The following is a 12351-nucleotide window of genomic DNA, read 5'->3' as shown; positions in this document are numbered from 1 at the left end:
GAAGCCGGGCGGTCGCCGCCCGGCTTCAGCCGTGCAACGCGAGATACGGCGCGATCCCGACCAGCACCGCGATCAGTGCGGCCTTGAGCGTCTTGGTCGGCAACGCGTGCGCGATCCGCCAGCCGATCAGAACGCCTGCCAGCTCAGGGATCCCGACGATCGCCGCCAGCCGCCAGTCGACCGCTCCGTGCAGGACGTAGCCGAGCGTCCCGACGCTGGCGATCACCACCGACTGCACCTGCGCCGCCGCGAGCGCCCCCAGCACCGGCATTCCGGCGACGACCAGCAACGGCACCGCGAGCATCGGCCCGCCGACCCCGACCAGCCCCGCCGCCACCGCGACTCCCGCCCCGATCGCTCCCGCGACCGGCAGCCCGACGGCCCGCTCCCGTCCCTTCAACCCGACGAACACCGCCACGACGAGCGCGAACCCGCCGAGCACAATTCCAAAGGCCTTTGCGGACACCCAGGAATTGAGCAGTACCCCGAGCGGTGTTCCCGCCACCGCGACCGCGGCGAGGACTCCGGCGATCTTCCGGGTTTCGGGCTCGCGCAACTGTCCGGAATGGACGAAGGCGGCGCTGCCGAGGATCCCGGTGGCCACGTGCGTGACGATCGCCGTTCCCGCGACCTGCGCCGGGGTGAGCGAGGTGAAGACGAACAGTCCCACGGTCGCCAGCACCCCGCCCGGTCCGACCGCGGTGATGCCGATCCCGGCCAGCAATCCGGTGACGATGAGTGCGGGGATCATTTCTGCTGCCTCCGGAAGTCGTTCTCTCGTCTGAGCGCCGCTCCGAGGGCGCGCGCCACAAAGCAGGCCGTGCGTTGTCCGCCGCCTGCCGATCTCAGCGCACCGCTCCACGCTGCAAAGTCGCCCGCAACGTCAACCGATCCGCGCGCACATGCAGCCACTCCGCGTCCACCGGCCGCCCGTCCGGCAACCGCGTCAACCGGTCCAGCGCGAAAACCGCCGTCCCCGGCGCGATCTCCAGCAACGCCGCCGTATCCGGCCCAGCCGACACCGCATGGACCTCCACCTCCGCCCGCCCCAGCCGGATGCCGTTCGTCTCCTCCAGCAACGCGAACAGGTCCCGGTGCGCCAAATCCTTCCCCAGCAACGGAATCCCCAGATCCGGCACCAAATACGTCGAGTCGAGCGACAACGGCGCCCCGCCCAGCCGCCGGACCCGCTCCAGGTGCACGACCTTCTCCCCCGCCGCCAGGCCGAGGCGCTCCGCCACCGCGGGCGGCGCGGCGACCGTCTCGGCGGTGCGCACCTCGTTCACGACCTCGCCGTGCCCTTCGAGCGCCTCCGCCAGCCCGGCCAACCGGTCCAGGCCGTGGCCGTACTTCGGGCGCACCACCAGCGTCCCGACGCCCTGACGGCGTTCGACGAGCCCTTCGTCCCGCAGCAAACCCAGCGCTTCCCGCACGACGTTCCGCGACGCGCCGAACCACTCGCCCAACGCGCGCTCGCTCGGCAGCAGCTCGCCGACCTCGCCCGCGACGATCCGCTGCCGCAGGCCGTCGGCCACCTGCCGGGCCCGTTCCGCCCTCCGCTGCGTAGTCACCACGTCGGCGACGCTACCTGGATTTTGATTACGCCGAGGTTACGCCACCCACATTGACCTGCGGAAACGCTGTGAGCAGCAGCAACAGCGCCCCCGTCGGCGCGTTCCGCCACCGCGGGCTGGTGGCACCGGCGCGAGAGTTCCGGCAAGGTCGGAACAGGGAGGGGATCATGACCGTCTTCGGAGTCCGGCTCGATTCCGGGTTCAACGGCACCGCGGTCAGCGAGGGCGATCCCGCGCGGCTGATCACCGAGGCGCAGGAGGCCGATCGCGCCGGGCTGGACGTCGTCACGGTGACCGATCATCCGTACCACGCGAAGCATCTCGACGCGTACGCCACGCTCGGCTTCGTCCTCGGCGCGACGTCCAGGATCAGCGGCGCGGTCACCGTGACCAACCTGCCGGTCCGCCCGGTGCCCGTGCTGGCCCGGACGGTCAGCGCGTTGTCCGAGCTGTCCGGCGGCCGCGTCCGGCTCGGCGTCGGCGCGGGGGCGCTGTGGGATCAGATCGAGGCGTTCGGCGTCGAACGCCGCACTCCGGCCGAGGCGGTGCGGCTGTTCGCCGAAGGCATCACGCTGCTGCGCGCGCTCACCGGCGGCGGCACGGGACCGGTCACCTTCGACGGCGAATTCCACCGCGTCGCCGGCGTGCTGCCGTCCGCCGCTCCGACACCGCCGATCTGGACCGGCTCGATCGGCCCCGCCTCGCTCGCCGTGACCGGACGGCTCGCCGACGGCTGGTTTCCCGCCGTCGCCCAGGATTGGCGCAGCGAAACGGTCGCGAAGTCCCGTCCGCTCATCGACCGGGCCGCCGCCGAGACGGGTCGCGATCCGGCGGCGATTTCCACTCTCTACAACGTCTTCGGCACGATCAGCGGCGGTGCCGCCCCGCTCTCCCGAGGCACCGGCGAGCACGGGATGGGCGTGCTCGCCGGGTCAGTGCGGTCCTGGATCGACGAACTGGCCGAGGCGAGCGAAGAGCACGGTGCGGACGGGTTCGTGTTCTTCCCGAACGTCGGCACCGTTGCTGAGCGGGAAGAATCCCGGCAGCGGTGGTTGCACGAGGTCGTGCCGGGTGTCCGTGCGGCGATCGGACGCTGACGCCGTCGTCAGCGGATCAGACTCTCCGGCACACGGAGATCCTCATGCGCGTAGAGCGCGTTCACGGCTGCTAGATCGTCGCTGGCACACACCTCGGCGAGGTAGTCGAGCAAAGCGTCGTAATCCGCGCCGGTCTTCCCGGCATAGGCGTCGGTCATGCGCCCCCACTCGTCCCACGGAAGGGTTTCGACCTTGTTCAACGCGGCGAGGTCCTTCACCGCGTTGCCCCGAATCTCCGCCGGTGGTCGACTCCCTGCCCGGGCTGGAAATAGGTGGCGAAGCCGCATCGGACGCGCGCGGCGATAGCGCAGAACTCAGCACGGCGAAGTGCCGACAGGTCCCGATCACGCGCTTCTCAGTTACGCGAGCAGTGGTCAACGGTGCCGGGTCCAGTGCGAGCAACTGACGGACCAGCGAACTCGCGGGCCGGATCCGGTTCTCGGCGAAGCGATCGCCGGGCAGGCCCAGCGCGTCCGCATCGGCAGGCTGGACGACCAGGTCGTGAACTGGCGTGCAGATGCCCACGGGATCAGCGGCCAGCGACTCGAACGCGAGCGGATCCACGCCATCCAGGCTGGTGAACGGCCCAAGAGACGCATAGTCGACGACCTCTGCCACAACACCGATCCTAGCCAGCCCTCATTCTGGCGCACGCGATCGCCAGAGTCCGTGAGGGGAACCCTGAAGGACTCAGAGTCCCTCAGGGTTCCCTTCACGGACCTTTCAGCAAATGCTTCCCAGGCTCGACGTCCAGCCCCACCACATCCCGTACTCGGCGAGGTTTCCCGCGTCGTTCAGGTGCACGTTGTCCGCCAGCCACGGGCTCGGGTTGGGCAGATTCGCCGACCCCGCGGGCGGGATGTACTGCCGCAGGTCGACCAGCGCGGTGCCCTTCTCGACCGCCGTCTGATAGATCGACGTCGCGTACTGCGACCAGAAGTACTTCTGCGTCTGGCCGCCCCACTGGTTGGGCGTCCACTTCAGCTCGGCGTAGATCGAGAGCAGGATGTCGACCCCGGGCCGCGCGGCGCGGATGTTGTCGATGACCTTCCCGAGGTTCGCCTTGAACACCGCCGGGTCGGCCTGCGAGATCAGTTCGTTGCCGCCGAGGTCGACGAGGACCAGGTCGGGCTGGCGTTGCGTGATGTCGGCGAGCGCGCCGGTCGTGTCGGGCCAGCGGCCGCCGGGGAGGTAGTCGGTGGCCATCGCGCCGTTGTGCGCGTAGTTCTTCGTCGTGGTGTTCCACTGCGCGCGGAGGTCGTTGGCGATTTTCGTGGTCCAGCCGTAGGTCGTCGGCGCGTAAGTGTCCGTAGTGGACTGGTAACCCGTGGTGCCGTAACCGGTGTCGGCCGACGTGCCGAGGATCGCGACCTGCTCCTTTTTGGTGCACCAGGTGCTGGTCTGGCCGGCGTCGGCGGTGACGGCGGGGGACATCGCGATGCCGAGGCCGACCAGGGTCAGCAACGCCGCGACACGGGCTTTACGCATGGGGACCGGGCCTTTCCGGAAGTGATGATCTGCGGATGTGTCGCCGGGAAGGCCCCGCGCGTTACCGCTGTGCGGAAAGAGAAACCGGGATGCGGGGAGCGTCACGGTTCTGGCAGTCTCGGAGAGGTGAAGATCCTGTTCGCGTCCGCGCCCGGGTACGGGCTCACGCTTCCGCTGATCCCAGTGGTCTGGGCCGCCCGCGCCGCCGGGCACGACGTGCTGCTGGCCACCACCGCGGAGATCGCCGAGGTGTCCGCGCGCGCCGGGCTGCCGGTCGCCGACGTCTTCCCCGGCCGCGACATCTGGGCCGACCTGATGGCCACCGTCAAGGGCGGCGCCGCGCCGGATCCGGACGAACCCGAGGAGTACCGGATCGCGCGGCAGCACCAGGGTCCGTTCGGGCTCTTCACCGCCGCCATGACCGAGGGCACGATCGAAGCCGGCCGGGCGTTCGGCGCGGACCTGGTCGTCTACCCGTCCGACCACGGGGCCGGCGCGCTCGCCGCGGTCGCGCTCGGCGTGCCCGCGCTCGAGGTCGGCAACCGGATCTCCTGGTCGGCCCGGGACCTCTCGTGGCGCACCGAGCACCACGACTTCCTGGACGGCGAACTCGCCACGCTGATGCGCGAGAAGCTCGGCATCGGCGACGCCCCGCCGAACGTCCTCGCCCGGATCGACCCGCGCGCGCCGAGCATGGGCGGCCTGCGCGCGGACGAGGAGCACGCCGACGAACGCGACGGCGCGCCTTGGTGGCCGATGCAGTTCGTGCCGTACAACGGCGGTTCGGTGGTGCCGGAGTGGGCGCTGCGGAAGCCGGAGCGGCCCTGGGTGGCGGTCACCCTGGGCACTGTCGTGCCGGCGATGGCGGGGATCAGCAGCCTGAAGGTGGTGCTGGACGCGCTCGGCGGGATGGACGTCGAGGTCGTGCTCGCGGCGGGCACCGCTGATGTGAGCGAACTGGGGGAGCTTCCGGAGAACGTCCGGTCGGTGGGGTATTTGCCGCTGTCGGTGTTCCTGCCGGAGTGTTCGGCGATTGTGCATCACGGCGGGTCCGGGACGACGGCCGCGCCGTTGTTCTACGGGGTGCCGCAACTGGTGCTGCCCAGTTTCGCGGACAATCCGATGTCGGCGGAGCGGGTGGTCGAGCGGGGCGTCGGCCTGAGCCACGATCCGGCCACTGTGGACGCTGAGACGATCCGGAAACTGGTGCGGCGACTGCTCGAAGAGGATGCGTTCTCCTCGACCGCGGCTGAGGTGCGCGCGGAAATCGCCGGGCAGGCGAGCCCTTCCGACGTCATCGCGCGCGCCGTCGCCGCACTGGGCTGAACCGGGTTCGTCACCGCGGGCCGGGCGCGGTGTACCGGGCCCGGCCGAAGCCCAGGATCAGGTAGCCGATGATCGAGAACACGAACAGGCCGAAGAACCCGAAGACGCCGCTCTTGCCGAACGCCCTGGCGATGTCGAGCGACACGACGATGACGACCACGAGGTTGACCAGCGGGACGAGCAGCAGGAGCAGCCACCACCCGGAACGGCCCGCGACCTTCAGCCAGACGTAGACGTTGTAGATCGGGATGATCGCCGCCCACCCGGGGTATCCGGCCTTGGCGAAGACCCGCCACAGTGCGACGATGGCGAGGACTGTGACCACTAATCCGGCAGAACTGAAGCCGAGTGCCGGGTTGAACGAGGTCTCGTGGTTCACGGTGCGGGAGTCCTTTTCGCAGTGCCTGCCGGATGCGCGACTTTAACGTCGCGGGGCCGACACAGCAGAACGAACTCGGGCCGTGCTTCATTCATTGACCAAATGTGCCTGGCAACCGGGACGACAGGGCAGCGAGCCCCATCGACACCCGTCGGCTAGATCGCGGTTTCTCCCTTGCCCAGCACGACAATCCCGAAATCGCTCACGTGGTAATGCCCGCGGTCCCGCGCCAGGTCCACCCCGATGTGCGCGCCAGGCGGGACAACCACGTTCTTGTCCAGAATCGCCCGCCGCACCACCGCACCGCGGCCGACTCGCGCACCGTCCAGCAGCACCGAACCCTGCACCACCGCGCCGTTCTCCACGAAAACGTCCGGCGACAGCACCGAATCCACCACCTGCGCACCGGAAATTATGCAGCCGTTGCTGACGATCGACTGGGTCGCCGTGCCGCCCTCCACGAACTTCGCCGCCGCGCGCTGGCCGGGATGGGCCAGGATCGGCCATTTCCGGTTGTACAGATTGAAAATCGGCTGCGTCGAAATCAGGTCCGTATGCGCGTCGTAATAGCTGTCGATCGTTCCGACGTCGCGCCAGTAGCCGTGGTCCCGGCCCGTTTCGCCGGGCACCTCATTGCCGTTGAAGTCGTAGACCGCGGCCTCGGATTTTTCCACCAGCGCCGGGATGATGTCGCGGCCCATGTCGTGTTTGGACGCCGGGTTCTTGGCGTCCGCGTGCAGCGCGTCGAGCATCACCTGCGTCGTGAAAACGTAATTGCCCATCGACACATACGATTCGTCCGGCGAATCCGGCAGGCCCGGCGGGTCCTCGGGCTTCTCCAGGAACGCGTCGATCTTCGTCCCGTCCTCGGTGCTGATCACGCCGAACGAACGGGCCTCCGCGCGCGGCACCCGGATTCCGGCGACCGTCACGCCCGCGCCGGACGCGATGTGCGCGTCGATCATCTGCCGCGGGTCCATCCGGTAGATGTTGTCCGCGCCGAACACCGCGATGTACGCGGGCGATTCGTCGTGCACCAGGTTCAAGCTCTGGTGGATGGCGTCCGCGCTGCCCTGGAACCAGCGCGGGCCGAGCCGCTGCTGCGCGGGCACCGGCGTGACGTACTCGCCGGTCAGCGACGACAGCCGCCAGGTCGTCGAAATATGGCGGTCCAGCGAATGCGATTTGTACTGCGTCAGCACGCAGATCCGGCGGATCCCGCCGTGCACCAGATTGGACAGCACGAAGTCGATCAGCCGGTGCACGCCGCCGAACGGGACCGCGGGTTTCGCGCGGTCGGTGGTCAGCGGCATCAGCCGTTTGCCCTCGCCCCCGGCGAGGACGATCCCCAGCACATCGGATCCGTCGATCACGAAACCCTCCCGCACGCCTCGTAAACCCCGACCGTCGCGGCGGCGATCGCTGCCCAGCCGAACTCTCCCACCGCGCGGTCCCGTCCGGCGAGGCCCAGCCGGGTGGCTCGCTCTCGGTCGGCGGCGAGGTCGTTGATCCCGCGCGCGAGCCCGGCCTCGAAAGCGCCGGGCTCGGTCTCGTCGTAATGCACCAGCACCCCGGTCTCGCCGTCGGCGACCACCTCCGGGATGCCGCCGACGTCGCTGGCCACCACCGCGGTGCCGCACGCCATCGCCTCCAGGTTCACGATGCCGAGCGGCTCGTACACCGAAGGGCACACGAACACCAGCGCGTGCGTCAGCAACTGGACGACTTCGGCGCGCGGCAGCATTTCCGGGATCCAGTGCACGCCGGACCGTTTTTCCTGCAGGTCCGCGACCAGCCCGCGGAACTCGGCGTCCAGCTCCGGCGTGTCCGCGCCGCCCGCGCACAGGATCAGCTGGACGTCCTCGTCCAAAGCCGCCCCGGCGCGCACGAGATGCGGCACGCCTTTCTGCCGCGTGATCCGGCCGACGAACAACGCGTACGGCCGGTTCGGATCGATGCCGTGCTTCTCGAGCACATCGGTGCCGGGATCAGGTTGGTACAGCTCGGTGTCGATGCCGTTGCGCACCACGTGCACCCGCGCCGGGTCGACGTTCGGGTACGCGGCGAGCACGTCGCGCCGCATGCCGGAGCTGACCGCGATGATCGCGTCCGCCGCCTCGTACGCATCGCGTTCGATCCACGACGACACGCGGTAGCCGCCGCCGAGCTGCTCGGCCTTCCACGGCCGCAGCGGTTCGAGCGAATGCGCGGTGATGACGTGCGGAATGCCGTGCGCGAGCTTCGCCAGATGGCCGCCGAGGTTCGCGTACCAGGTATGGCTGTGCACGAGATCGTGGCCGGCGAGCGCGTCGGCCATCGAGACCGCGATGTCCATCGTGGCGAACGCGGGCTGGGCGTAACCGTGCGCGTCGCGATGCCCGTGCGCGCCGTCCGGGCGGTCCGGGCCCCAGCAGTGCACGTCCAGGTCGACCAGCGACCGCAGTTCCCTTGCCAGGAACTCGACGTGCACCCCCGCTCCCCCGTACACGTCCGGCGGGTACTCCCGGGTGAGCAGGCCGACCTTCATGCGTCGACCCTAGACGGCCCCACCGGCCGCACGCAGTACGGAAAGCGGGCGAATCCGGTTCGCCGTTCAGTGTTCGCGCAGTCCCACCACGACCGTTGCGCCGAGTTCGTCATCCTCTTCGACGGACGCGGCCAGCCCCGCCCGGCGCACCTCGGCGACAGCGGCGGCCGATTGGCGTTCACTGGCCTCGAAAAGCACGTGCCCGCCCGGCGCGAGCCACACCGGGGCCTCGGCGACGACGCGACGGAGCACGTCGAGACCGTCGGCTCCCCCGTCGAGCGCGACGCGGGGTTCGTGGTCGCGCGCCTCGGGCGGCATGAGCGCGACGTCGTCGGTCGGGACGTAGGGGACGTTCGCGATCAGCACGTCCACGCGCCCGCGCAAAATAGCCGGAAGCGGGGCGTAGAGATCGCCTTGGTAGACCTCACCAGGCACGTTCTGCCGAGCGCAGTCGACCGCGGCGGGCTCGACGTCGGCGGCGTGCAGTTCGATTCCGGGCAGCTCAGCCGCGACCGTTGCGCCCAGTGCACCGGAACCACAGCACAGATCGAGCACCACTGCTTTGTCGTGCGCGAATCCGACGGCCAGCCGCACCAGCAGTTCGGTGCGGTGCCGGGGCACGAAGACGCCCGGCGCGACGACGAACCGGCGCCCGGCGAACTCCGCCCAGCCGAGGACGTACTCCAGCGGTTCGCCGGCGACCCTCCGCTCGACCATCCCGGCCAGATCGCCCGATTGGCCCAGCAGAAGCCGGGCCTCGTCCTCGGCGAAGACACATCCGGCGGCCCGCAAGCGCGCGACGACCTCGACGAAATCCACTGCGCCTCCACCTGGTCGGAGCCTCGTGCGTGGTTATGCCGGTTAGAACCGGCACTGCCGCTCACGAGCCCTACGGCACCACCACGACGGGCCAGGTCGCGGCGCGCACGAGCCGGTTGCCGACCGAGCCGACGAGCCGGTGCCCGCCCTGTTCGGACGCGCCGACCACGACCATGTCCGCGTTCACCTCCTGCGCGGCCTGGCGCAGTTCGGGGAACGTCTCGCCGCGACGGACCACGAACGTGACCGGCACCTGCAGGTCGGCCGCCCGGTCGCGCAGTTCCGCGCGCAGCTGCTCGATCTCCTCCTCGAAGGTCTGCTGCTGCACGTCGACGACCGCGGCCGCGGCGAGCCCGGTCCACACCGTCGGGGCCGCCACGTACACGACGACCAGCCGCGCGCGCTGCCTCCGGGCGAGACCGCCGCCGTAAGCTGTCGCCCGCAGCCCGGTCGGCGACGTGTCCGCGCCGACCAGGATCACGCGCGGTCCGTCGGTGCCCCGTTCGTACGGGCCCGGGTCCCAGCTGGGTCCGTATTCCTCGACCAGTTGCTCCACCCGGCCCATTATGTCCGTGGCGCCGGAACCCGCCGGGCCGCGCCCGTCGACGGCGGGTAAAACGCCGCAAGAAAATTCCCACCTGGTTGGATTTCCGGTCTTTCGGAGTACCCCAGGCCTCTCGTGCCTGGTAGCGTCCCCGCAACCTGAACACACGCGTCCGGAAAGGACCGGGGAGCCCACACGCGTGCGGCGGCGAGGCGGATCGCGATGCGAGACGATGTAGTCGAGGCGAGTGCGGTGGTCGGGCACTCGCCCGAACAGGTGTGGCAGATCGTCGGCACCCCCGAGCTCTACCCGAGGTTCGTCCCGGCGATCAGCTGGTGCGAGGTCACCGTGCCCGCCGAACGCGGCCGCGGCCCGCATTGCCTGATCCGGCTGGCCCCGGACCGGGAAACCATGACCGAGGGCACCATCCACGCGGCGGTGTACCGGCCGGGCGAGCACGTCGTCTGGTGCGGGCTGCCGGACGAGCGGACGTGGGTGTCGGTCGAACTGCGCCCGGTCCCGCGCGGCGGCACCGAGATCGTGCTGCGGATGATGCTCCCGTCGCTGCCGCCGGAACACTCCGGCCTGCTTGCCCGCGGCACGGTGAAAGGCCTGCTCAAGCAGCTGTCGAAGCGGATCGGGCAGCAGCTGTCCGGACTGCCCGGCGACCCGCCGGAGCACGAGCCGGCGACGGCGATGCGCACGGCGAACACGCTGGTCCGCGCGGGCGTGCTGGCCGCCGGACGGCCGGACAAAATGGTCAAGCAGCTCAGTTCTTTCGCCCGCTGGGGCGCGACACTGGCCGGCGGATACCTCGCCGCGACCGCCCGCGGCGCGGACGACATCGCGGTGCACGACGAGCGCAACACGCGCACGTTCGGCGAAATCGACGAACGCAGCAACCAGCTGGCCAACGCGCTGGCCGCGCTCGACGTCGAGGCCGGTTCGCGGGTCGCGCTGATGTGCCGCAACCACGCGGCGATGGTCGAGGCGTTCGTCGGCTGCAGCAAGCTCGGCGTCGACGTCGTCCTCCTCAACACCGGCCTCTCCCCCGCCGCCGTCGAGGAAGTGCTGACGCAACACCCGCCCGCCGCGGTACTGGCCGACGACGAGTTCGCGCCGATCATCGCTTCAGTGCCCGGCGAATTCCCGCGCGTGAGCACGTGGGACGACGCCGATCAGGGCTACCGCACGCTGGACGAGCTGCTCCAGGACGCCCCGACGGCGCGCCCGAAGCCGAGCGAACGCGAGGGCCGGATCGTCGTGCTGACCTCGGGCACCACCGGGGCCCCGAAGGGCGCGCGCCGTCCGACGCCGAAGGGCGTGAGCACGTCGGCGACCGTTTTGTCGCGAATCCCGTTGCGGGCCAGGGACAAGATCGCCGTGGCCGCCCCGCTGTTCCACAGCTGGGGACTGGCCGCGATGCAACTCGGCATGGCGCTGCGGGCGGAACTGTCGCTGATCCGCCGGTTCGACGCGGAGCACACGCTGCGCACGATCGCCGAACACCGCTGCGACGCGCTGTTCGCGGTGCCGATCATGCTGCAGCGGATCCTCGACCTGCCCGAACGTGTGCGCAACCGCTACGACCTGTCGTCGCTGCGGATCGTGGCGAGCAGCGGGTCGGCGATGCCGGGCGCGTTCGTGACGTCGTTCATGGACACCTTCGGCGACGTCCTCTACAACTTCTACGGCTCCACCGAGGTTTCCTGGGCGAGCATCGCCGACCCCGCGGACCTGCGCGCCGCCCCGACGTCCGCCGGCCGCTGCCCGCCCGGCACCCAGGTGGCGATCCTGGACGAGGACCGCCGCCCGGTCCCGCCCGGCGACGAGGGCCAGATCTTCGTCGGCAACGACATGCTCTTCGACGGCTACACCAACGGTTCCAGCGTCCCGCGCGCCCACGACCTGATGGCCACCGGAGACGTCGGCTACCAGGACGCCTCGGGCCGGCTGTTCGTGACCGGCCGGGCCGACGAGATGATCGTGTCCGGCGGCGAGAACGTGTTCCCGCGCCCGGTGGAGGAAGCCTTGGCCGCGCTGCCCGGTGTTTCCGACGCAGCCGTGGTCGGGGTTCCCGACGACGAATTCGGCCAACGGCTCGCCGCGTACGTCGTGCTCCGCCACGGCGCGCGCATGCATGCCGAAGACGTCCGGCACTACATCCACCAGAAACTCGCCCGGTTCGCCGTGCCGCGCGACGTCTACTTCGTACCCGAACTTCCCCGCAACGCCACCGGGAAGATCGTGAAGCGCCTCCTCAACGACGACCTCTGGCCCATCACCCAAGGCTGAACTCACTCACCAAGACGCGCCCGGTCGAGGAAGCCTTAGCCGCGCTGCCCGGTGTTTCCGACGCAGCCGTGGTCGGGGTTCCCGACGACGAATTCGGCCAACGCCTCGCCGCGTACGTCGTGCTCCGCCACGGCGCGCGCATGCATGCCGAAGACGTCCGGCACTACATCCACCAGAAACTCGCCCGGTTCGCCGTGCCCCGCGACGTCTACTTCGTACCCGAACTCCCCCGCAACGCCACCGGAAAAATCGTCAAACGCCTCCTCAACGACGACCTCTGGCCCATCACCCAAGGCTGAACG

At 69.9% G+C, this 12351-nt stretch carries 12 protein-coding genes and 1 pseudogene; 4 read left to right on the top strand and 9 right to left on the bottom strand.

Annotated features, from left to right (window positions below; all coding sequences use genetic code 11):
* Window positions 1-25: 25 nt before the first annotated feature.
* Both ABD156_RS30355 and ABD156_RS30350 read right to left on the bottom strand, forming a co-directional pair.
* On the bottom strand, window positions 26-751 hold the full coding sequence (locus ABD156_RS30355) for a sulfite exporter TauE/SafE family protein (RefSeq protein WP_344281415.1): 726 nt from the start codon (window positions 749-751) through the stop codon (window positions 26-28).
* Between the two features lie 94 nt (window positions 752-845).
* The gene (locus tag ABD156_RS30350) at window positions 846-1574 is read right to left on the bottom strand and encodes a GntR family transcriptional regulator (RefSeq protein ID WP_344281412.1); all 729 of its coding nucleotides are present in this window, start codon (window positions 1572-1574) and stop codon (window positions 846-848) included.
* A 167-nt stretch (window positions 1575-1741) separates the two neighbouring features.
* On the opposite strand from ABD156_RS30350, the gene ABD156_RS30345 reads away from it, so the two are divergent.
* Window positions 1742-2671 (top strand): LLM class flavin-dependent oxidoreductase, encoded by a 930-nt coding sequence (locus ABD156_RS30345; RefSeq protein ID WP_344281409.1) that lies wholly within the window; start codon window positions 1742-1744, stop codon window positions 2669-2671.
* A gap of 8 nt (window positions 2672-2679) precedes the next feature.
* Here the strand turns inward: ABD156_RS30345 and ABD156_RS30340 are convergent, their stop codons facing one another.
* Together ABD156_RS30340 and ABD156_RS30335 are read right to left on the bottom strand one after the other, a co-directional pair.
* The gene (locus ABD156_RS30340) at window positions 2680-2829 is read right to left on the bottom strand and encodes a hypothetical protein (RefSeq protein ID WP_344281406.1); all 150 of its coding nucleotides are present in this window, start codon (window positions 2827-2829) and stop codon (window positions 2680-2682) included.
* 565 nt (window positions 2830-3394) lie between these two features.
* The gene (locus ABD156_RS30335) at window positions 3395-4159 is read right to left on the bottom strand and encodes an SGNH/GDSL hydrolase family protein (protein ID WP_344281403.1); all 765 of its coding nucleotides are present in this window, start codon (window positions 4157-4159) and stop codon (window positions 3395-3397) included.
* A 126-nt stretch (window positions 4160-4285) separates the two neighbouring features.
* Here ABD156_RS30335 and ABD156_RS30330 point away from each other — a divergent pair, with 126 nt between their 5' ends.
* The gene (locus tag ABD156_RS30330) at window positions 4286-5485 is read left to right on the top strand and encodes a glycosyltransferase (protein ID WP_344281400.1); all 1200 of its coding nucleotides are present in this window, start codon (window positions 4286-4288) and stop codon (window positions 5483-5485) included.
* 10 nt (window positions 5486-5495) lie between these two features.
* On the opposite strand, the gene ABD156_RS30325 is transcribed toward ABD156_RS30330, so the two are convergent.
* From ABD156_RS30325 to ABD156_RS30305, 5 genes are all read right to left on the bottom strand, one after another.
* Window positions 5496-5864 carry a DUF5684 domain-containing protein gene (locus ABD156_RS30325; protein ID WP_344281397.1) on the bottom strand — a complete coding sequence of 123 codons (369 nt, stop codon included), beginning with the start codon at window positions 5862-5864 and terminating at the stop codon, window positions 5496-5498.
* 155 nt (window positions 5865-6019) lie between these two features.
* Window positions 6020-7237: a glucose-1-phosphate adenylyltransferase gene (glgC, locus tag ABD156_RS30320; RefSeq protein WP_344281394.1), complete on the bottom strand. Its 1218-nt coding sequence runs from the start codon at window positions 7235-7237 to the stop codon at window positions 6020-6022.
* The gene (glgA, locus tag ABD156_RS30315) at window positions 7234-8391 is read right to left on the bottom strand and encodes a glycogen synthase (RefSeq protein ID WP_344281392.1); all 1158 of its coding nucleotides are present in this window, start codon (window positions 8389-8391) and stop codon (window positions 7234-7236) included. The genes glgC and glgA overlap by 4 nt, the downstream gene beginning before the upstream one ends.
* A 66-nt stretch (window positions 8392-8457) precedes the next feature.
* Window positions 8458-9210 (bottom strand): putative protein N(5)-glutamine methyltransferase, encoded by a 753-nt coding sequence (locus ABD156_RS30310; protein ID WP_344281389.1) that lies wholly within the window; start codon window positions 9208-9210, stop codon window positions 8458-8460.
* A gap of 70 nt (window positions 9211-9280) precedes the next feature.
* Window positions 9281-9775, bottom strand: coding sequence for a universal stress protein (locus ABD156_RS30305; protein WP_037713536.1), 495 nt, complete (start codon window positions 9773-9775; stop codon window positions 9281-9283).
* Between the two features lie 201 nt (window positions 9776-9976).
* Between ABD156_RS30305 and ABD156_RS30300 the strand changes: the two genes are divergently transcribed.
* Entirely contained in the window at window positions 9977-12049 is a 2073-nt protein-coding gene (locus ABD156_RS30300; protein WP_344281382.1) for an AMP-binding protein, read from the top strand.
* Window positions 12050-12066: 17 nt separating this feature from the next.
* Window positions 12067-12348: pseudogene (locus ABD156_RS30295) on the top strand (AMP-binding enzyme); the annotation flags it as partial.
* Window positions 12349-12351 lie beyond the last annotated feature (3 nt).

Origin of the sequence: Amycolatopsis albidoflavus, assembly GCF_039525725.1 — a bacterium.
GTDB lineage: Bacteria > Actinomycetota > Actinomycetes > Mycobacteriales > Pseudonocardiaceae > Amycolatopsis > Amycolatopsis albidoflava.
The sequence above is the reverse complement of the archived record's forward strand: the minus strand, read 5'-3'. Positions and strand labels throughout refer to the sequence as shown.